Annotated in this window: 21 protein-coding genes; 16 read left to right on the forward strand and 5 right to left on the reverse strand. The window is 39.6% G+C overall.

Annotation, left to right across the window (positions count from 1 at the left end; translation table 11 throughout):
- The 5 genes from RM529_RS11380 to RM529_RS11400 form a co-directional block, all read left to right on the forward strand.
- Positions 1-220 (forward strand): hypothetical protein (locus tag RM529_RS11380; RefSeq protein ID WP_311484921.1); only part of this gene is annotated, 220 nt, incomplete at its 5' end.
- 178 nt (positions 221-398) lie between these two features.
- Positions 399-2,264: a TIGR00341 family protein gene (locus RM529_RS11385; protein WP_311484922.1), complete on the forward strand. Its 1,866-nt coding sequence runs from the start codon at positions 399-401 to the stop codon at positions 2,262-2,264.
- 208 nt (positions 2,265-2,472) lie between these two features.
- The gene (locus RM529_RS11390; protein ID WP_311484923.1) at positions 2,473-2,943 is read left to right on the forward strand and encodes a DUF4168 domain-containing protein; all 471 of its coding nucleotides are present in this window, start codon (positions 2,473-2,475) and stop codon (positions 2,941-2,943) included.
- A gap of 176 nt (positions 2,944-3,119) precedes the next feature.
- On the forward strand, positions 3,120-3,311 hold the full coding sequence (locus tag RM529_RS11395; RefSeq protein WP_311484924.1) for a cold-shock protein: 192 nt from the start codon (positions 3,120-3,122) through the stop codon (positions 3,309-3,311).
- 280 nt (positions 3,312-3,591) lie between these two features.
- The gene (locus tag RM529_RS11400) at positions 3,592-4,158 is read left to right on the forward strand and encodes a hypothetical protein (protein WP_311484925.1); all 567 of its coding nucleotides are present in this window, start codon (positions 3,592-3,594) and stop codon (positions 4,156-4,158) included.
- On the opposite strand, the gene RM529_RS11405 is transcribed toward RM529_RS11400, so the two are convergent.
- Positions 4,155-5,684, reverse strand: coding sequence for a GH3 family acyl-acid amido synthetase (locus RM529_RS11405; RefSeq protein ID WP_311484926.1), 1,530 nt, complete (start codon positions 5,682-5,684; stop codon positions 4,155-4,157). The genes RM529_RS11400 and RM529_RS11405 overlap by 4 nt on opposite strands.
- A gap of 279 nt (positions 5,685-5,963) precedes the next feature.
- Between RM529_RS11405 and RM529_RS11410 the strand changes: the two genes are divergently transcribed.
- From RM529_RS11410 to RM529_RS11455, 10 genes are all read left to right on the forward strand, one after another.
- The gene (locus RM529_RS11410) at positions 5,964-6,551 is read left to right on the forward strand and encodes a carboxymuconolactone decarboxylase family protein (RefSeq protein WP_311484927.1); all 588 of its coding nucleotides are present in this window, start codon (positions 5,964-5,966) and stop codon (positions 6,549-6,551) included.
- A gap of 10 nt (positions 6,552-6,561) precedes the next feature.
- On the forward strand, positions 6,562-7,431 hold the full coding sequence (locus RM529_RS11415) for a histidine kinase (RefSeq protein ID WP_311484928.1): 870 nt from the start codon (positions 6,562-6,564) through the stop codon (positions 7,429-7,431).
- Positions 7,428-7,796: a response regulator gene (locus RM529_RS11420; RefSeq protein ID WP_311484929.1), complete on the forward strand. Its 369-nt coding sequence runs from the start codon at positions 7,428-7,430 to the stop codon at positions 7,794-7,796. Before RM529_RS11415 ends, RM529_RS11420 begins: the two co-directional genes overlap by 4 nt.
- A gap of 46 nt (positions 7,797-7,842) precedes the next feature.
- The gene (locus tag RM529_RS11425) at positions 7,843-8,076 is read left to right on the forward strand and encodes a DUF3820 family protein (protein ID WP_311484930.1); all 234 of its coding nucleotides are present in this window, start codon (positions 7,843-7,845) and stop codon (positions 8,074-8,076) included.
- 126 nt (positions 8,077-8,202) lie between these two features.
- On the forward strand, positions 8,203-9,834 hold the full coding sequence (gene pyrG / locus RM529_RS11430; protein ID WP_311484931.1) for a CTP synthase: 1,632 nt from the start codon (positions 8,203-8,205) through the stop codon (positions 9,832-9,834).
- A gap of 50 nt (positions 9,835-9,884) precedes the next feature.
- A complete protein-coding gene (gene yidC / locus RM529_RS11435; protein ID WP_311484932.1) occupies positions 9,885-11,753 on the forward strand; it encodes a membrane protein insertase YidC in 1,869 nt (622 codons plus the stop codon).
- A gap of 243 nt (positions 11,754-11,996) precedes the next feature.
- The gene (locus RM529_RS11440) at positions 11,997-12,665 is read left to right on the forward strand and encodes a toxin-antitoxin system YwqK family antitoxin (RefSeq protein ID WP_311484933.1); all 669 of its coding nucleotides are present in this window, start codon (positions 11,997-11,999) and stop codon (positions 12,663-12,665) included.
- A 49-nt stretch (positions 12,666-12,714) separates the two neighbouring features.
- The gene (locus RM529_RS11445) at positions 12,715-13,131 is read left to right on the forward strand and encodes a lipocalin-like domain-containing protein (protein ID WP_311484934.1); all 417 of its coding nucleotides are present in this window, start codon (positions 12,715-12,717) and stop codon (positions 13,129-13,131) included.
- A 104-nt stretch (positions 13,132-13,235) separates the two neighbouring features.
- Positions 13,236-14,423, forward strand: a complete 1,188-nt coding sequence (mnmA, locus tag RM529_RS11450; protein WP_311484935.1) for a tRNA 2-thiouridine(34) synthase MnmA — start codon at positions 13,236-13,238, stop codon at positions 14,421-14,423.
- 36 nt (positions 14,424-14,459) lie between these two features.
- Positions 14,460-15,410 (forward strand): NAD(P)H-dependent flavin oxidoreductase, encoded by a 951-nt coding sequence (locus tag RM529_RS11455; RefSeq protein ID WP_311484936.1) that lies wholly within the window; start codon positions 14,460-14,462, stop codon positions 15,408-15,410.
- Between the two features lie 63 nt (positions 15,411-15,473).
- On the opposite strand, the gene RM529_RS11460 is transcribed toward RM529_RS11455, so the two are convergent.
- The 4 genes from RM529_RS11460 to guaA are packed head-to-tail and all read right to left on the reverse strand — an operon-like array spanning position 15,474 to position 19,974.
- Entirely contained in the window at positions 15,474-16,022 is a 549-nt protein-coding gene (locus RM529_RS11460) for a DUF922 domain-containing protein (RefSeq protein WP_311484937.1), read from the reverse strand.
- On the reverse strand, positions 16,023-16,424 hold the full coding sequence (locus tag RM529_RS11465) for an OsmC family protein (RefSeq protein WP_311484938.1): 402 nt from the start codon (positions 16,422-16,424) through the stop codon (positions 16,023-16,025).
- Entirely contained in the window at positions 16,414-18,411 is a 1,998-nt protein-coding gene (locus tag RM529_RS11470; RefSeq protein ID WP_311484939.1) for a LysM peptidoglycan-binding domain-containing protein, read from the reverse strand. Before RM529_RS11470 ends, RM529_RS11465 begins: the two co-directional genes overlap by 11 nt.
- Before the next feature lie 33 nt (positions 18,412-18,444).
- Positions 18,445-19,974, reverse strand: coding sequence for a glutamine-hydrolyzing GMP synthase (guaA, locus tag RM529_RS11475; protein WP_311484940.1), 1,530 nt, complete (start codon positions 19,972-19,974; stop codon positions 18,445-18,447).
- 81 nt (positions 19,975-20,055) lie between these two features.
- Between guaA and RM529_RS11480 the strand changes: the two genes are divergently transcribed.
- A complete protein-coding gene (locus RM529_RS11480) occupies positions 20,056-20,781 on the forward strand; it encodes an SIMPL domain-containing protein (protein WP_311484941.1) in 726 nt (241 codons plus the stop codon).
- The last annotated feature ends 207 nt before the right edge of the window (positions 20,782-20,988 follow it).

Consider the following 20,988-nt stretch of genomic DNA (forward strand, 5'->3'; position numbering starts at 1 on the left):
TATTTATTTCAACAATACTTTAGATACGCGTGGGTTTGTAAATAACGGAATGATTGATGCCGGGGAGGAAACCATATTTTACGATCTTGAAACTGAAGCTCCCTACCTTCTTAGGGCGGTGAATAATGGAGAAGAGCTTGAAGATTTTTTCTATGAACGCCCGTTCTCGTATGATGATTTAGGAGAAAAGACGATTATTATTGATTCCCCGCAGCTTTAGACTTCTTCTACGGAAAAAAGGTGGTTTAGACTTCAGGATTTGGTTCCTGAATAGTGTAGAAATTTTAATTAATTTCAACCAGGTCTGAAAATCCCGTTTTCATTTCCAAAACTGAGGTTAAAATTTGACCTGTGGTAGTAAATTGTCTTATTTTGGCTAAAGAATCCTTACATAGCCAATGCTATATTTATTATATCAATCCGAAGATCGGGAAAAGGTAGAAGAGGAAGTTTTGCCACTACTGGAATCCGAAGAAACGAAAGTTGTTACTTATCCGGCAAAGGATTTTTCCCCAGTCGAAGATGATGTAATTTGCTGTTATTTAAATAGTGAAGACCTTCGGAGATTTTTACCCCAGGCTGCAAATAACGAGTGGAAAGTAGCGATTCTTCCGCATCCTGAAAATACCCATACCATAAAAGGGCTTGGATTATCTAACGATTTAAAAACTACCATACAGGAAGTAGTTGAGACCAGGGAAACCCGGCATCTGGATATGTTGTTCTGCAATAACGTTCCGGTATTCCAATCGGTTAACATTGGTAATGTTTTTATATTCCCAAAAGAGAATAACTCCAATAATTTCTTTTCTGAAGTTTATTCATTCTTAAAAAACACCCGCAGCCTTTCCTCATTATCCCACCAGGCATTTACGATACGTGCCGGTGAGGAAAAAATCATCAGCACCTCTGCCCTGGGAATTGTTGTTGTAGAGCACCCTTTAAGCTCTGTAGTCGCCAAGCGCCTGATTTCTGAAAATGCTATGAACGACGGACTGTTCAATACACTTATTCTTAGTCCGCAAAATCTGCTTGAACTTTTATGGTTTTTATTCCGTAGCCTGATTCCTTTTCAGAAGAAATTAAGCAGCCTGCCATCCTTTATAGGACACCTGAGAACCTCAGAATTGAAAATTGAAAACCCTGATTCGGTAGATTTCACGCTGGATGGCGAAAAGAAAGAAGCTAAGGAAATAACATTAAAAGTCCAGCAGGAAGCTCTTTGTATTCAACAGGCGAGTATTTACTGTACCACAGAAAATGGAACCAAACAAAAGAAGAGCCTTAAGACCGACGGGTTACCAACAGGGGAAAAACGGAAAGAACTAACAAAGAGAAAAATCCCAATCCTGCCAAGGGCTACCACTGAAGAATTTCAGGATCTTTTCAAAGTACTGAGGGAAAATTCTCAAATTACTTCTTTGTACATTGTGATGATGATTCTCTCTACATTAATTGCAACATTTGGCCTTTTTGCCGACTCCTCACCGGTAATTATAGGCGCGATGATTCTTGCTCCCATTATTGCACCCATTGTTTCTTTCTCTATGGGAATGGTAAGATACGATCCCAGGATGCTCAAGCAGGGTATACTTACTATTTTAACAGGCACAGGTGTTGCCCTTCTGTTTGCCGCCACGGTTAGTGTTATAATTCCGCTTAAAATAACCACTGAGGAAATTGCCGCCCGTCTCTCCCCCACCCTTTTAGATATGGGCATTGCTGTAGCTTCTGGAATAGCAGCTGCGTACGCACATGCTAAAGAAGGAATTGCCAAGAGTCTCGCAGGGGTAGCTATTGCTGTTGCACTTGTGCCACCTTTAGCTGTAGCCGGGATTGGTATTGGCTGGTGGGACTGGGAGGTTTTTTCAGGAGCTTTTTTGCTTTATCTCACCAACCTAGCCGGGATTATCATGTTTGCGGGAATTACTTTCCTGGTACTTGGTTTTGCACCTTTTAAAAGAGCCAGGATTGGGCTTATCTATACTTTAGTAGTTATTGGCCTTGTGATGGTTCCACTTTCCCTTTCTTTTAACCGAATTAAAAAAGCAGCCAATATCACACAAAAACTGGAAGGTTCAACTGTAAATGATGTGGTTGTAAGGGACGTGAAAGTGAGATTTTCCGATACGTTAAGAGTCTCCCTAACCCTTGTAAATTCAGAAACTCTGCAAAGCAGTGAAATAAGGAAAATCAAAGACAAGATTGAAAAGGAAATCGGCGAGCCAATCAACCTGGAGGTAATTTCGGCCAGAGGATTTTAACTGTAATCCGTTAAAAAAGATTCTTTTTTCTCACATCTATTAGTAAAAGGAATGAAGCGCAACTGTATATAATGATTAACATAGCGGCTAATCCATTGTTAATTTCCTGATAAAAAAGAGAAGAAAACTTCTATTTCCTTTATAGGCCCCTCACATTTTTATATGTTTGAAAAAATTCAATAAAATAAAGACTCTAATTATGCTTAAAATGAAAAAAATTGCAAGCCTTCTAATATTCTTGACCGTTGTTGGTTCTATGAGTGCAATTGCGCAAACGCAACCAATGCCTCCACAGCAAAAGGTGGAAGTAGATGTAAATGACCAGGAACTTGCGAAATTTGCAGAAGCCTACCAGGGCCTAAGGATGGTGAACCAACAAGCCCAGCAGAAAATGGTGGATGTAGTAGAAAGTGAAGGCTTTGATATACAACGCTTTAATGAAATGTACCAGACTTCTATGGATCCAAACAAAGAATTAGAAGCAAGCGCTGAAGAAATGGATAAATATGAATCAACAGTCCAAAAAATCGAAGGAATGCAGGGTGAAATTCAGGAGCAAATGGAAGAAGTAATTACAGATCAAGGCTTTACTATGGAAAGATATGAAAAGCTCGCAATGGCCTTACAGACAAATCCTGAAATGCAACAAAGGTTGCAGGAAATGCTACAGGGGCAATAATTGCCAAAATTAGATACCAGCATAAAAAGCAACCTTATTTTGGGTTGCTTTTTTATTTAAATCCAATCGTATAACCCGCCGGAAACCTTTTATCAAAGTTTTTTTGAAAAAAAATTATAAATAAGTGATTTATCGATATTTATATTTATCTTTGACCAAATTAAATTTAAGTTATAATGAATAAAGGAACAGTCAAATTCTTCAACGACACAAAAGGATTTGGATTTATCAAAGAAGAAGGATCAAACAAAGAGTACTTTGTACACGCTAATGGTCTTATCGACGAAATTAGAGAAAATGACGAAGTAACGTTTGATCTCGAAGAAGGAAGAAAAGGATTAAACGCGGTTAATGTTAAACAAGCATAACCACTAGTTTTAAATACTATATTCTTGGCCTTACATTTTATGTAGGGCTTTTTTTATGGCCTCCTGCGAGACGTATGGCCCTGTAAACACCACAGGTTTATCAGATTTTATGGTCAATTTAACTTCAGTACTTTCGGCAACTATTGCATATTACTTAATTTTATATAAAGCAATTTAAAGACTCAAATCAACTATTTTGAACAGTACCGGGAACACCTATCTATATATGGTAATGATAATTCTCGCTCTTCTGATTATACCCAGTGCACATAGCCAAAATATGAAACAAAAGGATAGCCTTAAATTTAATAATAAAATTGTACCAGAGGTTATATGGAGAGAAGTTTACGTTGCTCTTGCCCATTACCCTGAGCTTAAAAACACCCCAATAGAATTCCGGTTTAAAGAGAACATTAAAAAGTCCTTTATGCAGGCACAGCCAAGGTTCGGAGATTTTTTAAAAAGAAAAGGGAAGCGCTCTTACTATATAATGATAAGCGAGCGTTTTAATATAGAAGATCAGGAATTTGATGTAACCAATGTCCCATCAGACGTGTTAATTGGTTGGATTGGACATGAGCTTGGACATATAATGGACTATAAAAACCGTAGTGCCATGAATATGTTCTGGTTTGGAGTACGGTATGTTACTTCCAAACGCTACATTCGTGAAGCTGAAAGAGCCGCAGATACCTATGCTGTTAACCACGGAATGGGGGAATATATAATCGCCACCAAAGATTTTATACTTAATCACGCTCACCTCTCGGAAAAGTACAAGAACAGAATCAAGAGCCTTTATCTTTCCCAGGAAGAAATAATGGAGCTGGTGGAAGAGCTGGACTAACCTTGTAGTTGTTTTTTAACGAAGGCTTCCCATTCTGCAAATTTCTCCTCTTTCATTACTTTTTCCATCTTCACCTGGCCACCTTTCTTTTTGTTGGCACCACTCCATTCCGGAAAAAAATCTGGCGGAACAGTAGTCACTTTCACTCCTTTAAGTGCTTTAGATCGTGCTACCTTGTAATTTTTATTAGCTTCCTGAAGTACTTCGTCCAGAGCCTTTGCGAGTTTTTCACCTTCAATATCAGAGTCTGTTCCAAGGTACCAGGAATGATAGAACTCCCCGTCTATCCTTACAGCGGCAATAGTAAACTCAGGAATTTTGATATCAAATTTTTCTTCCAATTCCTGTATGGCATCGTTCATTTTATTCACTGAAAGTTGAGATCCCACTACGTTAAGGAAAAATTTTGTCCTTCCGGTAATCCTTATCTCATGTCTTTCAACATCAGTGAATTTTACCGTGTCCCCAATTAAATAACGCCATGCGCCGGAAACCGTACTTATAAGCAGAACGTAATCCTGCTCCTCTTCAACTTCAGAAAGGGGAATTACAGGCGCTTCATCTTTTAAAGAACCATCTTCATTAATATATTCCGGCTTAAACGGAACAAACTCAAAATAGATTCCGTTATCCAGGATCAGTTTCATCGAATGTGAATCAGGTCTTTCCTGGATTGCAAGAAATCCTTCAGAAGCGAGGTAAGTGTCTATTACTTTCAGCGGATGGGCCAGCACTGCATTAAAGCTCTTCTCATATGGCTCAAAAGCTACTCCACCAGAAGCGTAAACCTGGAGGTTTGGCCAGATCTCATGAATATTATCTACCTTATGATGTTCGATTATTTTTTTCATCATAAGCTCTGTCCAGGATGGAATTCCACTAATGGCACCCACGTCCCAGTCGCGGGCATTTTCTGCAATTTTCTGTACCCGCTCATCCCATTCGTCAATTTTGGCAATCTCCTTCCCCGGCTTGTAATACCCCTGGAACCATGACGGAATATTACTGGCGCTTATACCGCTAATTTCACCTTCCATGTGGTCACCTTCTTCATGCAAATCTGTAGAACTCCCAAGCATCATGATGTCTTTTTCAAAGAAATCTGAAGGAAGTTCAAAATGGCTTAATGCACTCACCTGCTTAATCCCTGCGTTGCGTATAGCTTCTACCATATCTTCTGTTACAGGAATTCTTTTACTGGACTTCCCCGTTGTTCCAGAACTTAGTGCAAAATAAGGAGGTTTTCCCGGCCACGTGACGTCTTCTTCTCCCTGGTGCATTTTACTCCACCACTCACTATTCAACTTATTATAATCAAAATAAGGCACTTTTTCAGCAAAGGCTTTTTGAATATCATCGGCTTCCAGAATACTTTTAAAATCATAATGTATACCGAATAAAGTGTCCTTAGCTTTCTTTAATAATTTCTCAAGTTCGTCCTGTTGCGCCTTGCCGGCATCAGGCTCTGACACCAGGGTATCCCTAAGATCTATTAAGTTTTTAATAATGGAACCTATAATGGCCATGCGCATAGAATTTTATTTGTTAATATCGAAGTCTAAATTATTTAAAACTAAGAAAGGAGCATAACTTCCCCCGGCAATTATCATTACTTTAACTAAGACAATTTTTGTTCGCATTTTACCATCTCAAAGAGCTTTAGCGTCTAATCCATGAGCGAATTATTAAACAAAACCTAAAATTATTGCGAAATAATTAATTTCTGTATTTTAAATCCTATCTTGGTCTCGAATTTCCTGCCCGGAAATTTAATAAAAATTAAATTTTATCTTAACCTACATAATATGGAAACGACAAATCCTGAAGTTTCAGAGAGATACCCCATGGTATCTTACGAAGAAGCTTCCCCAGAAGTAAAGGAAATTTACGACGACACAAAAAAAACTCTTCAACTTCCGTTTGTTTTAAACTGGTTTAAATGCCAGGGCGGTAATGCCACACTTTTAAAGGGCAACTGGAGTAAATTAAAAAATACCTTAATGGAAGGGGAAGTACCAAACGTGCTCAAACAACTCATTATATATAACGTTTCAAAAAAGAGGAATTGCCATTATTGTTCACATGCTCACGGTATATTTGCCGATAGCATGAGCTCTATGATTTCTGAAGACGAAAATTTTAAAGCTACAGAGAATCTTAATTCCCCTACCATGCCGATTAGTTATCGTACGGCAGTGAATGTGGTTACAAAAGCTGCACTTAACCACGACCAGATATCTAATGATGATTTTGAAGAACTGCTTGATGCGGGATTTTCACAAAAGGAAATCCAGGAGCTTATGGCGCAGGCAGACCTTGTAAATATGCTTAACACCATAGCAGACGTTTCGGGAATAAAGATCGATAATGAGTTGTTGGAGACCATAGAATAAGCTTCTTCTAATGGCTTCTATAAGCAATAATTCTGCACAACACTACCGCATAACCTATGAGGCCTATTCTAAATTTGCCAATGGGATTAATCGCTGCGGAACGTTACAGGAGGTTGCAGAAGATACACGAAGACATTTAAAATACCTGCTTAATTTTCATTTAATTAAAATGGTGTTGGAAAAGGATGATCGCTTTTTGCTGCTTTCTATATACAAAAATAAAGTATCATATACTATTACTGAAGAAGATTCGCTCCTTCCTTACGAAAAGGAACTCCTTAAAAATGGTGTTCCTATAAAGACTTCGAATATTCCATTGGAACTTATAAATGGAAAAAATTCTACTGAAGAACTGGCGGAGCCGGAGTTATGGGGGTGGTCATTTCAAAAAAATGCAAGAAAAGTACTGGTTTCCCTTATTTCAGATGAAAAAAAACCGTTTTCTTATGCCGATGTTGAAATTTTAAAGCTCGTGACAGATTGTCTTGAAGCCAAACTTCAGGAAATCTTCCTTAAAAATCAGTTAGCTCAAAAAAACAAATCGCTTTCTGAAGCTTATGATACTATTAAAAAGCAGAATTTTCAGATAAAGGAAATTGTAGAAAATCAGAAACAAACTATTGAGAAGCGAACCCGGGAAATTGTAGAAAAGAACGAAAAACTGCTTCATATTTCTGCCTTAAACGCACATAACGTGAGGGAACCGCTCTCAAGGATTCAGGGTATAACTCAGCTGTTTGAAGTTTTTGACGATGAAACCTGTCGCACGGAATTAATTCCTAAATTAGCCACCTCTGTAGAAGAAATGGATCTCGTTCTAAAAGAAGTTATTGAAATGGCTTCCCAGGAACTGGTTAAGTTAAAAGCCGAAAATACATGAGCAACATATATCTCATAGACGATCAACCCATTGCAAATTTTATTACAAGAAAATTGCTTGAATTGGAAGGCTACAAAGAAAACGTTCAGGATTTCATTAATCCCGTTGAAGCTTTTGCCATAGTAGAACAGGAAAAAGAAGAGGCTTTAATTTTTCTTGACCTTAACATGCCGGAAATGACAGGATGGGAGTTTCTTGATGAAATGCGCCGCAAGGGTGTTAAACACAGAACAATTGTACTCACTTCAAGCACAAGTCAGCTAGACCAGCAAAAGGCTCTTGAGTATCCATGCGTCCTGGAATATGTGGTAAAACCTCTGAATAAGCAAAAATTCATGCTTCTTTCTTCCTATTTAAAGCAATAGTCCTAAAAAGGCAATTTTCGATCTTTTCAACTTAAAATGCTCAACATTGGAAGTAAAACCCGATCATAAAGCCCTTATTGAACTCGCACATGCAAAAATGTATTTCGGGAAATACAAAGACTACTTTCTCTCTGATATTCCCGAATATTATATGGTCTGGTGCAAACAAAAAGGCTTTCCCGAAGGAAAACTTGGCGCACAAATGCAACAGGTTTATGAACTTAAGGTAAACGGAATGGAAGGCATCCTTAGAAAAATCAGGAAAAATTACCCTAAATAGTTCTTCCTTCTCTAGTGCTGTTTTTTCTTAACAAACTCTAAATATTAGCTTCTTATATTGCCCGGTTTTTCTATTCTTATTTGTAATTTAGCGCCCTGAATTAAAGACACAATAAACACCCTAAACATGGCCGAAACCAAGTATATTTTTGTCACCGGCGGCGTATCTTCTTCTTTAGGAAAGGGGATAATTGCAGCATCTCTGGCAAAACTTTTACAGGCGCGTGGCTTTAAAACCACAATTCAGAAATTAGATCCTTATATAAATGTGGATCCCGGAACATTAAACCCATACGAACACGGCGAATGTTATGTGACTGAAGATGGTGCCGAAACAGATCTTGACCTTGGGCACTATGAGCGTTTCTTGAACGTGAATACTTCGCAGGCCAATAATGTAACTACCGGAAGGATCTACCAGAGCGTTATAGAAAAAGAGCGCCGTGGGGAATTTCTTGGAAAAACCGTACAGGTAGTACCGCATATCACCAATGAAATTAAAGAACGGATTCAGATCCTCGGTAAAAACGGAGATTTTGATATTGTCATTACTGAAATTGGTGGTACAGTTGGAGATATAGAGTCGCTGCCTTATATAGAGGCGGTAAGACAGCTAAAATGGGAACTTGGGGACGACAATGCCCTGGTAATACATCTTACACTTGTCCCCTACCTTTCTGCTGCGGGTGAACTTAAGACAAAACCCACTCAGCACAGCGTTAAAACGCTAATGGAAAGCGGGATAAAAGCAGATATCCTGGTATGCCGGACAGAGCATGAGCTTTCTGATGATATACGTCGAAAATTGGCAATTTTCTGTAACGTTCGCCAGGAGGCGGTTATCCAATCTATCGATGCAGATACGATTTACGACGTTCCCAACATGATGCTTAAAGAAGGCCTGGACGCGGTAACACTGAAGAAACTTTCCCTGCCAGATGATAAAACTCCGAATCTGGAACGTTGGAATCAGTTTCTAAAACGACATAAAAATCCCAAAGCAGAAGTTAGGATTGGCCTTATTGGAAAATATGTGGAACTTCAGGATTCTTACAAATCTATTCTGGAATCATTTATTCACGCAGGGGCCGAAAACGAAGTGATGGTGAAGATAGAAAGTATTCATTCAGAATTTATTAATGAAAATACTATTCAGCATAAAATATCGCACCTGGACGGGATTCTTGTAGCACCCGGATTTGGAGAACGGGGAATTGAAGGTAAAATTGATGCTGTACGTTTTGCCCGCGAGAATAATTTACCATTTTTAGGCATCTGCCTGGGCATGCAAATGGCAGTTATTGAATTTGCACGAAACGTCTTGCAATTGAAAAATGCAAATTCTACCGAGATGGATGCCAATACCAAACATCCTGTTATTGATATTATGGAAGAGCAGAAGAATATCACCCATATGGGTGGTACAATGCGGTTGGGAGCCTGGGACTGCAAACTTACCGAAGGATCTGTTATCCAAAAAGTGTACGGCAAAACCCAAATAAAGGAGCGGCACCGGCATCGTTACGAATATAATAATAAGTATAAGGTACAACTGGAAAAAGCAGGAATGGCTGCAACGGGAATTAATCCCGACACCGGTCTTGTAGAAGTGATTGAACTTACCGATCATCCCTGGTTTGTAGGGGTACAATATCACCCTGAATATAAAAGTACAGTGGCCAGCCCACATCCTTTATTTGTTGGCTTCATAAATGCCGCTTACAATTATTCAAAAAAGAAAAACGCCAAGTTGGCATAAATTTAAGAAACGGCCATCTTTTTGAATGATGGTTTGCTATAGCATTAAGCATGGAAGAAAAGAAAATAGACGTTCAATCTATAATTGGATTTTTACTTATTGGTGCAATCCTTTTATGGATGTTGTACAATAATTCGACAGAAGAAACAGCACTGGAAGAAAGCCAGGAAACCGAGCAGGTTGAAGGCCTAGAGGATCAACAGACAAACAGGATTGCCACTACAGAAGATAATTTGGCGGGTACAGGGCAGGATTCTACAGCTTTGGCAGAGGCTCAAAAGAGACTTGGGGCCTTTGGATATTCTGCTACTTTGCAATCAGCTTCCCAAAACGCTACGACCATATCCAATGATGTATTGGAGTTGACTATAGACAATAAAGGCGGATATATTTCTGAAGCAAGGCTTAAAAACTTCAAAACTTTTGATTCTATTCCCGTATATCTTATTAAGGATGAAAATGCCTCCTTCAATATAAATTTTTCCACTACTGATGGTCGCACACTGGATACTCAGAATTTATTTTTTGAACCTGAAGTAAGTCAGAATGGTGATAACCAGGTACTTTCAATGAAATTAAAAGTTTCTGAAGATGAATTTCTGGAGTACCGTTATGTACTGAAGCCCGGGGAGTATATGCTGGATTTCAGCATCCGATCGCAGGGACTTAATGATGTTTTAAACAGTTCTCAGGACATCAATCTGGATTGGAAGTTAAAAGGCTACCGCCACGCTAAAAGTATTTCTTACGAAAGCAGGTATACCGACCTTATCTATGAGTATGAAGGTGATAAGGATGATAACCTTGGAGGTGGTGATGTAGAGACAGATGAGGAAGAAGATATTAGTTATGTCGCGTTTAAGCAGCATTTCTTCTCTTCTATCCTGCTAACAGACGATCCTTTTGAACGAGGAAGTTTTAGAACTGAAAATCTCGTTGAAGATGAAGAAACAGACACACTTTATACCAGGCAATTTGCTGCCAGTCTTCCACTGGAACTCAATGGCGGGGAGTTAAATTATAACATGAACTGGTATTATGGTCCCACAGATTACAAGATCCTAAATGATTACGACCGTAATTTAGATGAAATTGTTCCGCTTGGATGGGGGATCTTTGGTTGGATCAACAAATATATTTTTATACCATTTTTTGCTTTTCTAAGTAGTTTCCTTCCAAGCTACGGGATTGCAATTATTGTAATGACGATTGTTGTTAGGATTGTCCTTTCCCCAGTCACGTATAAATCTTACTTATCACAGGCGAAGATGAAAGTTTTACGTCCTGAAATAAACGAGATAAACGAGAAGTACAAGGACAATGCAATGAAAAAGCAGCAGGAAACTATGAAGCTGTACAGCAAGGCAGGAGCCAGCCCCATGAGTGGATGTCTTCCGGCTTTAATGCAGATTCCTGTATTTTATGCGCTGTTCCAATTTTTCCCCAGTGCTTTCCAGTTGCGTCAAAAAGGATTTTTATGGGCAGATGACCTCTCCAGTTATGATGTTATTGCAGAACTTCCGTTTACCATTCCGTTTTATGGCGATCACGTGAGTTTATTCCCCATACTGGCTTCTATTGCCATCTTTATTTACATGACGATGACTACGGGCCAGACCATGCAGGCAAATCAACAGCCGGGAATGCCTAACATGAAGTTCATCATGTACCTTTCCCCGTTACTGATGCTTTTCTTCTTTAATAACTATGCCAGCGGACTTTCCCTCTACTATTTCACTTCCAACCTTATTACCATTGGGATTATGCTGGTAATTAAGCATGTTATTATAGATGACGAAAAAATTCATGCTAAGATTCAGGCCAACAAGAAGAAGCCTAAAAAACAAAACAGGTTTACCAGGAAGATGCAGGAGATGATGGAACAGGCTGAAGAACAGCAGAAAAAAGGAAAGAGATAATGTAAAAAGCCCGGCGAACCGGGCTTTTTCAATAGGACCAAAAATTACATATTGTGAAGTTTTAAGTATAAAGAAAATACTTCTTCCACTTCAGCTCTTCTTTAGTCCCGTACTTCAGCAGAACTTACAATTAGATTCAGCTTAGCCAAACCATCTCGAATGCAGTAAATTTTTATAAACCAGAAAATAAATATCCTTTTCGCAAGTTCTTTATTCAGAAAGGCAAATAGAAGAAAAACAAAAATGAAAAAATTCTCACTTTTGATTTTCCTTTTTCTCACAGGGCTGCAAATGTACGCTCAGGAAAAAACAAACCAGCTCGATTCCGAATCCAGGCGACATGGGAAATGGGCGGTGAATTTTGAAGGGACTTCGCAGCTAAAATTTGAAGGCAATTTTGAGCACGGAAAAGAAATTGGAGAATTCCGGTTCTATAAAAAGGGTTTTGCGCTACATCCTTCTGCTATAATGAATTTTAAGAAAGGACTGGATTCTGTAAAAGTCACCTACTACACCCAAAAAGGAGAGCCTATTAGTACTGGTAAGATGATAGACAAGAAGCGGGAGGGTAAATGGATTTATTTCCATCAGGCTTCGCAGGACACGATGATGATTGAAGCGTACAAGAATGACCAATTAAATGGCCTTCAGAAAACATTTTTTAAAAATGGAAATCTAGCTGAAAGAACGGAATATAAAAACGACAAAAAACACGGTGAAAGTTTTGTTTATGCTGAAGGAGGTGCGCTGCTGCAGCATTTGCATTTCGTAAATGGTGAATTACATGGTCCGGTTTTCTATTACAATAGTAAAGGTGAAAAAATCATAGAAGGACAATATGCTCAGGATCAAAAGAAAGGAAACTGGAAATATTATGAGAATAAAAAGTTAACAGAAGAAAAAGAATTTTAGCTCTCCTAAAATTCCAATATATTTACACCTAAACAAAAACCTACTTGTTATGAAAAAAATATTTATACTATTTATGTCGCTCGCAGTTTTATCTTCATGCAGTGACGACGATGACGCCAGTGTAAATTCAGACGACCAAATCCTGGGTACCTGGGGGATCGCTGAAATCAACAATGCAGGAGATTTCCCAGTGAGCATTAACGATTGTAGTTCGCAGTCACAAATCACCTTTAATAGTGATAACACCGCTTTTTCTGAATATTACACGCAAACCCAGGCGGGATGTACCGTAGATAGTGAAGAAGGAACCTGGAGCGGCGGAGATGGATCAAAATATACATTTAGAATACCTTTGTTAGGATCTCAACAAGGAACTGTTGAATTTTCTGATGATTATTCGGAGTTTACTTTTTATCCAGACGCTTTAATGACCGAAAACACAAATATCGTCTTCGAAAAGAGATAGGGAAACAATTAAAAACTGAATCTGGGTGGCTTTTGTCACCCTTTTTTATTTCGTAATTTTGCGATCACTTTTCCGACTTTCAATACAAATTATAGCATACAAAAATGAAAAAGGTAGTTGTTGGTTTATCAGGAGGTGTAGATTCCAGTGTTTCGGCTTATTTGCTGCAACAACAGGGCTATGAAGTCATAGGACTGTTTATGAAGAACTGGCATGATGATTCCGTGACCATTTCAGACGAATGTCCCTGGCTGGATGACAGCAACGATGCGATGCTGGTGGCAGATAAGCTCGGCATTCCATTTCAGACGGTAGATTTAAGCGAGCAATACAAAGAGCGTATTGTAGACTATATGTTCAACGAATATGAGCGCGGAAGAACTCCAAACCCCGACGTGCTGTGCAACCGGGAGATCAAATTTGATGTTTTTATGAAAATTGCCCTCTCGCTGGGTGCAGATTACGTAGCGACCGGGCATTATTGCAGAAAAGCAGAAATTGAGAAAGACGGGGAAACAATTTACCAGTTACTGGCAGGAAAAGACGCCAATAAAGACCAGTCTTACTTTTTATGCCAGTTAACACAGGAACAATTGTCACAAAGCCTCTTCCCTATTGGAGAATTGCAAAAATCTGAAGTCCGTAAGATCGCAAAGGAGCAAAATCTGGTTACTGCAGACAAAAAAGACTCCCAGGGCCTCTGTTTCATAGGAAAAGTAAGGCTTCCGGACTTTCTTCAGCAAAAATTGCAGCCAAAAGAAGGTGCTATTGTAGAAATTGATGCTCAAAAAGAGCTTTATGCTGAAGACAAAGCAGACTATAGGTCGAAAATTGACAAATTAGAGCACCTGTCTAAGAAGTATAAATATGCTTCAACCGATGGTAAAGTGGTGGGAAAACATCAGGGAGCACATTATTTTACTAAAGGTCAACGCAAAGGTTTGGCCGTAGGTGGTACTCCGAAGCCACTTTTTGTAATTGATACAGATGTCGAGGAAAACGTGATTTATACCGGACAGGGAAAAAACCATCCTGGTATCTACAGGAAAGCTTTGTTTGTCAACAATGAAGAAGTGCATTGGGTACGCAAAGACCTCGCACTGAAAGATAATGAGGAATTACAGGTAAAAGCCAGGATACGTTACCGGCAGCCGCTGCAGGATGCGACGCTTCATCAAACCGGCAATGGTCTTTATGTCGTTTTTGAAGAAAATCAGGCATCGATTACCGAAGGCCAGTTCGTTGCCTGGTACGACGGAGATGAGTTACTAGGTTCCGGTGTTATTTCTTAATTTCGTTGAATTAAGGAGATTTTAAACTGAAGCAATATGCCTGAAAACAGAATTACTGAACTTTTCAATATAAAATATCCGCTAATCCAGGCGGGAATGGTTTGGGCAAGTGGATGGAAGCTCGCCTCGACAGTGAGCAATGCTGGCGGACTGGGAATAATTGGTGCCGGCTCTATGTATCCTGAAGTTTTAAGAGAGCATATCCAGAAGTGTAAAGCTGCTACCAGTAAATCCTTTGCTGTGAATGTCCCCCTGCTCTACCCCAATGTAGAGGAAATCATGAAAATTGTTGTTGATGAAGGTGTTCAAATTGTGTTCACCTCGGCCGGAAATCCCAAAACATGGACACAGCATTTACAGGGGCAGGGTATAAAAGTAGCACACGTGGTAAGCAGTGTAAAATTTGCTTTAAAATCTGAAGAAGCCGGTGTAGATGCCGTTGTTGCTGAAGGTTTTGAAGCAGGTGGCCACAACGGCCGGGACGAGACAACTACGTTTACGCTAATCCCCATGGTAAAGGAAAAACTGAAAATTCCGCTTATTGCCGCGGGAGGAATTGCCACTGGCCGCGGAATGCTTGCCGCTATGGTTTTGGGCGCCGAGGCTGTGCAGGTAGGAAGCAGATTTGTAGCCTCTCCCGAAGCCTCGTCCCATCCCGATTTTAAGGAAATGGTGATTAAAGCTCAGGAAGGTGATACCACGCTCACATTAAAGGAATTAGCACCGGTAAGGCTACTAAAGAATAAGTTTTACACCGAAATTGAAGAGCTTTATCAAAAAGCTCCCGCCAGAGGAGATCTGCTCAAACTCCTGGGCCGCGGACGTGCAAAAAAAGGAATGTTTGAAGGTGATCTTGAAAATGGAGAACTCGAAATTGGGCAAATTTCAGGCTTAATTCATGAGATTAAACCGGCTGCCGATATTGTAAGCGAGATCATTGAAGAATTTAAAAGTTCTCAAAAAGAGGCTTCCTCCCATTCTTTTTAATAAGCGCCACCTCTTTTTAAAATTTTAAGTATGTAAATTTAAGGAAAAATTATCCTGACTTATTCAGCGAGCGTAATTCTGGTATTTCTCAAGTTGCTGCTTTAGAATCCTCCTCCACTTTAATTCCTCCTCCTCTACCCGGCTGTGAACACTTTCGGCGTCAAACATGTTTTGCATCCTCACCCTCTCCTTTTCGTATTTTCTATAAATAGCAGTAAGATCTTTCTGTATATTTTTTCCACCTTCGTACCCTGCCAGGGCCTTACGTAATTTTCTGGCATGCAGTTCAGAAATATCAAAGTGAAGTTGTTCGTGGCCGAGGATATACTCCTTCTTTTTAATGGTTTCTTTTTTCCAGGATTGGTCGGGATAAAAATTAGCTATCACCTCATAATCTTCTAAAACCACCTTATTCCCGCTCTTACTTAAACTCCAGGAAATGGACATTCCCGAATTTGTACTTGCCTTAAAATCACTGGAGGAAGAGGGCTCACCTCTAAAATCACTCCAGGTAAGCGGCGTGTTTTTATCCCACTGAATTTTTTCCTTTTCATTTTGAGCAAAAACAAAAGAGGTGCAAACAAGAAAAAGAGTAAGGAAAAAGCTTTTCATTTAGCTATACCGGAAAGAAATATTCTTTTCAATATCCGTATGAAGACTGTTGAGCACGGGACAGGTTTTAGCAGTGTTCTCCAATATCTTTTTCTGCTTCTCCGGAAGATCTCTTTGGAATTCAACTACCACATCTATTCTCGATATTCTACGTGGTTCGGCAGCCATAACTTTAGTTACTGAAGCATTCGTACCACTTAGGTCGAGATCCATTTCTTCAGCTTTAATGCCCATTACAGTTAGCATGCAAGATGCCAATGCGGTGGCAACAGTATCTGTTGGCGAGAAAGCCTCACCTTTGCCATGGTTGTCTATAGGAGCATCTGAAATGATCTTGGAACCACTTTTTAGATGTTCCGCTTCAGTTCTTAATCCGCCTTTATAAGTTACTTTAGAAGTCATTTTCTACACTTAAACTTAAATCCTGATTTACTCTCATTATATAAACCGCATCATTCTGGAAACCTCCACCCGAAATTGGCACATAATGAAATTTATTTTCGTAATATTCTGTATAGCCCTGGTACCTGGCAAAAGAATCATAAAGATCCCTGGCACTCGCCAGCCTAAGTAAAACATCCAGTGTAAGGTCGTAGCCTCTAACTGCATATTGGTTAGGCACAATACCGTACTGCGCTACATATTCTTCTATAAATTCCTTCGAATCTTCCTGATTATGTTCTTTATCTACAGAAGGATAATGAAAATTAAGCCTTCCCAAATGATTATTGGAAACATTATCATTATCATAACCACTGCCTTTTTTTGTGGTAAAAAGCTTAATATTTTTATCTCGTGCAAGCCGGTTAAGCCCCGAAGTGACACTGCTCAAAATCCCAACGTTGTCTGACTCCAAGACAACCCAGTTTTCACGATCGGGGGAAAGAACCTGGTTCATAGCACTTTCAGAAACATATCCATTTCCGGGATTTATAAATTTCGCCTGGGGAAGAGCGTTACTAAGTTCACTTTTTATGCCATAAGACTTTCCGTCGGCAATCACAACCACGTTTTTGTTATCTGAATTTTGCTGAAGATAATTAACCATCGCCTCGGCCAGCATATCATCTGTTGGACGCGACTGGAAGAGATTGGAATACGGCCGCATTTGCTTATTACTTAGCGGACTTACCACCGGCACATTTGCTCCGGAAAGCTTTGCAGCAGCTGCCTCTGTGGTAGTCTGTAAAAGCGGACCTATAACGGCATCTACATCGCTGAAGTTATTGCTGTTAATAATATTGTTTACCTCCCGGGCACCACTTTGTGAATCATATTTTGTGTCAAAAACACGAAGATTTGTAGAAATTCCAAGTTCCTTCGCTTCTTCTACCGCCATTAAGACTCCGCTGTAGAAATCGAGAGAAATACGCAACACCCTGTCGTTTAAGATTGCATTCTGATAGGTATCTGTAGAGTCTGCCTCAATTTTATCAAGATTATATGGAAGCATCACCACAAGCTCTTTTGTACTAAAATTGGTCAGTGAATTTTTAAGGTTTACATTGGTATCTTCTGCATCTTCAAAATTTTCAAAATCAAAATCGCCTTCCCCGGATTCTGGATCGGCAGGAATTTTTAGGACCATCCCCGATTTTACACCATCTTTTAATGCAGGGTTTAGCGCAATTAATGAGTCACGGTCTATCCCAAATTTTCGTGTTAAGCGGAAAAAGTTTTCCTTCGGTTTAACCTCATAAAATTCAAAAGTTTCATCAGTTATAACTACCGGCTCATTTTCAAGAACATTTGTTCCCACTTTCAGCATAATTCCCGGCTGTAGTACGTCTACAGTAGGGTTCATTTCCTCAAGTTCCTGAACGGTAAGACCGTATTTACGAGCAATACCGTACTTTGTCTCCTTCGGAATGACCACATGCTCCCGGGTATTTTTCGTCTCCTGAGGATCTACACCTGAACTTTGCTGCTGCTGTGGTGCAGAAACCGGTTCCGGTACCTGTGCAGTCGTTGTTTGCGCTTCAGAAATAACAGGAATTCTTATCTCCTCCCCCGTCTGAAGTTCTTCAGCATACAAATGTTTATTGTAGCGCTTAATCTGATCAATCTCTACATTATACTGCTTAGACAGCCCGTAAAGTGTCTCTTTTTTGGCTACTTTGTGCGTTCTGAAGCTGGTTGCAGTTGTATTTCCTTCCTTCGAAGACTGTATTTCAGAAGCATTTAGAGGAATCACCAGTTTAGCGGAAACATCAATCCCGTTCTTTGAATCTGGATTATATTTAAAAATATCTTCAGTAGAAATATTATAGGAGCGCGCTATACTACTTACAGTCTCGCCTGAAGTTACAGTATGATATTTAAACTGTTGTGCTACAGCTTCAGCAGTAAAAACCTGAAACAGTAAAAATAACGCAAAAATGTACTTCATCTTATCTTCTTTAATCGTCCCTTGTCTGCAAATTTATTCCCATTCTATTGTGGCAGGCGGCTTGGAACTAATGTCATATACTACTCTGTTAACGCCTTTTACTCTGTTAATTATTGTATTGGACGTTTTTTGTAAAAACTCATAAGGTAAATTCACCCAGTCTGCCGTCATACCGTCTGTAGATTCTACAGCTCTTAAAGCCACTACCTGCTCATAAGTACGTTCATCACCCATCACTCCTACCGACTGTACGGGGAGTAAAATTGCTCCCGCCTGCCAAACTTTATCATACAGCATCGCGTCACGCAGGCCTTGTATAAAGATATGATCTACTTCCTGAAGAATCCTAACTTTTTCTTCAGTAATATCACCCAAAATTCTTATTGCCAGTCCCGGCCCGGGGAAAGGATGTCTTCCCAAAAGTTCAGGATCTATTTCCAACTCTGCTCCTACTCTTCGCACCTCATCTTTAAATAACATTCGTAAGGGCTCCACAACTTTCAGCTTCATGAAATCTGGCAAACCGCCAACGTTGTGATGCGATTTAATAGTTACTGAAGGGCCGTTTACCGAAATAGATTCGATCACATCTGGATAAATTGTTCCCTGTGCCAGGTAAGTCACATCTGTGATTTCATGCGCTTCATCATCAAACACTTCAATAAAAGTGTTCCCTATAGCTTTACGCTTTAATTCGGGATCACTTATTCCCGCAAGTGCACCCAAGAAACGTGCCGAAGCATCGACTCCTTTTACGTTAAGCCCCATATCTTTATACTGATGCAGGACACTTTCAAATTCATCCTTCCGAAGAAGACCGTTATTTACGAAAATACAGTACAGGTTTTTTCCTATGGCCTGGTGCAGAAGAACAGCCGCAACAGAAGAATCCACTCCGCCGCTTAAACCCAGCACTACTTTATCATTACCTATTTTTTCTTTTAATTCTGAAACAGTTAAATCTACAAAAGCTCCCGGGGTCCAGGATTGCTCAACACCACAAATTTTTACCAGAAAATTCTCCAATAACTGCTTTCCATCTTTGGAATGGTAAACTTCAGGATGAAATTGAATTGCAAAAGTCTGCTCCCCTTCAATCCTGTAAGCCGCATTTAAAATATCGCTTGTACTGGCCAGCCTCACCGCGTTTGTAGGCAATTCTTTTATAGTATCGCTATGGCTCATCCAAACCTGGGAATTTTCCCGGATATTTGCGAAAAGCGGTTCGTGATCTTTTATTACTGAAAGGTTTGCCCTTCCATATTCCCTTATTTCTGAAGCTTCTACTTTGCCGCCATGAAAATGTGCAAAATACTGCGCTCCATAACAAACAGCTAGAATGGGAACCAATCCTCTTATTTTTGAAAGATCGGGATGTGGAGCATCTTCGTTTCTAACAGAAAAAGGGCTTCCGGAAAGGATCACAGCTTTAAAGCTGCTAAGATCCTCGGGAACCTTATGAAACGGATGAATTTCGCAGTAAATGTTTAATTCTCTTACGCGCCTCGCAATGAGCTGGGTGTATTGCGAGCCGAAGTCCAGGATAAGTACGTTATTTTGCATGCGCAAAAGTAATAATTTGAGGCAAAAATAAAATAGCAATCCTACTATTTTATACCTTTATTCCCATCTTATCTTCAAATTATGAAATACCTAAGTGCCATTATTTTCTCAGTTGCTATTGTTGTGGCTGCAGTATTCCTGGGAAATGCATACGTAAGCCGCGCTAATCCGGACGGTGTAATATCGGTAACCGGCTCGGGTAGTGAAAATTTCACTTCAGATCTTATTGTTTGGGAAGGCCAGTTTAGCAGAGTAAGTCCAGACCTGGAACAAGCTTACACAGAATTTAATGAAGACAAAGAAACGGTAAGGGAGTACCTTTTAGACAACGGAATAAAGCAGGAAAATATCGTCTTTAATTCTGTTCAAACCATTGAACAAAAGGAAAACCAGTATCAAAATGGCAATTATGTGGGCAGCATTTTTAAAGGTTATGAGCTGATTCAATCGGTAAAAATTGAATCTTATGAAGTGGAAGTTATTGAAGGTGTTTCCAGGGAAATTACCGAGTTGCTGAATAAAGGTGTACAGTTTAATTCTACTCCGCCACGATATTATTACACTAAAATTGCCGATCTTAAGATTGAAATGATCTCTAAAGCTACTGAAGACGCCCGTTTAAGAGCTGAAAAGATCGCGCAGAACAGCGGCGGCAGCCTGGGAGACTTAAAAAATGCAAATATGGGCGTTTTCCAGATCACCGGCCAAAACAGCGGTGAAGATTACAGCTGGAGCGGTGCCTATAATACTGCCGATAAAAAGAAAACCGCTTCCATCACGATGCGCCTTGATTACGAGATCGAGTAAAATACGTGCACCCTTTAAAAAGGCAATTATCGACCTTAGGTTATTCAATTTTTTTAAAGGGCATAAAATCTTGGAAGAAATAAGAAATCTTAAGTAGTTTTATTCTGAAGTAAACTGCTTCGGGACGAGCCCACGAAGCATTAAGAAGAAATAATTTTCAATTTCGAGGCAAGCCTAGGAGCATTAAAATCTCGATTATCGAGTAAA

Origin of the sequence: Autumnicola edwardsiae, from assembly GCF_031846505.1 — a bacterium.
Classification (GTDB): domain Bacteria; phylum Bacteroidota; class Bacteroidia; order Flavobacteriales; family Flavobacteriaceae; genus Autumnicola; species Autumnicola edwardsiae.

What these genes read in the sequence shown, in the direction of transcription:
- RM529_RS11455 (WP_311484936.1), top strand. Translation starts at nt 14,460, where the DNA reads ATGCCTGAAAACAGAATTACTGAACTTTTCAATATAAAATATCCGCTA.
- RM529_RS11460 (WP_311484937.1), bottom strand. Translation starts at nt 16,022, where the DNA reads ATGAAAAGCTTTTTCCTTACTCTTTTTCTTGTTTGCACCTCTTTTGTT.
- RM529_RS11395 (WP_311484924.1), top strand. Translation starts at nt 3,120, where the DNA reads ATGAATAAAGGAACAGTCAAATTCTTCAACGACACAAAAGGATTTGGA.
- RM529_RS11420 (WP_311484929.1), top strand. Translation starts at nt 7,428, where the DNA reads ATGAGCAACATATATCTCATAGACGATCAACCCATTGCAAATTTTATT.
- RM529_RS11390 (WP_311484923.1), top strand. Translation starts at nt 2,473, where the DNA reads ATGAAAAAAATTGCAAGCCTTCTAATATTCTTGACCGTTGTTGGTTCT.
- RM529_RS11410 (WP_311484927.1), top strand. Translation starts at nt 5,964, where the DNA reads ATGGAAACGACAAATCCTGAAGTTTCAGAGAGATACCCCATGGTATCT.
- RM529_RS11470 (WP_311484939.1), bottom strand. Translation starts at nt 18,411, where the DNA reads ATGAAGTACATTTTTGCGTTATTTTTACTGTTTCAGGTTTTTACTGCT.
- RM529_RS11445 (WP_311484934.1), top strand. Translation starts at nt 12,715, where the DNA reads ATGAAAAAAATATTTATACTATTTATGTCGCTCGCAGTTTTATCTTCA.
- RM529_RS11465 (WP_311484938.1), bottom strand. Translation starts at nt 16,424, where the DNA reads ATGACTTCTAAAGTAACTTATAAAGGCGGATTAAGAACTGAAGCGGAA.
- RM529_RS11415 (WP_311484928.1), top strand. Translation starts at nt 6,562, where the DNA reads ATGGCTTCTATAAGCAATAATTCTGCACAACACTACCGCATAACCTAT.
- mnmA (WP_311484935.1), top strand. Translation starts at nt 13,236, where the DNA reads ATGAAAAAGGTAGTTGTTGGTTTATCAGGAGGTGTAGATTCCAGTGTT.
- yidC (WP_311484932.1), top strand. Translation starts at nt 9,885, where the DNA reads ATGGAAGAAAAGAAAATAGACGTTCAATCTATAATTGGATTTTTACTT.
- guaA (WP_311484940.1), bottom strand. Translation starts at nt 19,974, where the DNA reads ATGCAAAATAACGTACTTATCCTGGACTTCGGCTCGCAATACACCCAG.
- RM529_RS11385 (WP_311484922.1), top strand. Translation starts at nt 399, where the DNA reads ATGCTATATTTATTATATCAATCCGAAGATCGGGAAAAGGTAGAAGAG.
- pyrG (WP_311484931.1), top strand. Translation starts at nt 8,203, where the DNA reads ATGGCCGAAACCAAGTATATTTTTGTCACCGGCGGCGTATCTTCTTCT.
- RM529_RS11400 (WP_311484925.1), top strand. Translation starts at nt 3,592, where the DNA reads ATGAAACAAAAGGATAGCCTTAAATTTAATAATAAAATTGTACCAGAG.
- RM529_RS11440 (WP_311484933.1), top strand. Translation starts at nt 11,997, where the DNA reads ATGAAAAAATTCTCACTTTTGATTTTCCTTTTTCTCACAGGGCTGCAA.
- RM529_RS11480 (WP_311484941.1), top strand. Translation starts at nt 20,056, where the DNA reads ATGAAATACCTAAGTGCCATTATTTTCTCAGTTGCTATTGTTGTGGCT.
- RM529_RS11405 (WP_311484926.1), bottom strand. Translation starts at nt 5,684, where the DNA reads ATGGCCATTATAGGTTCCATTATTAAAAACTTAATAGATCTTAGGGAT.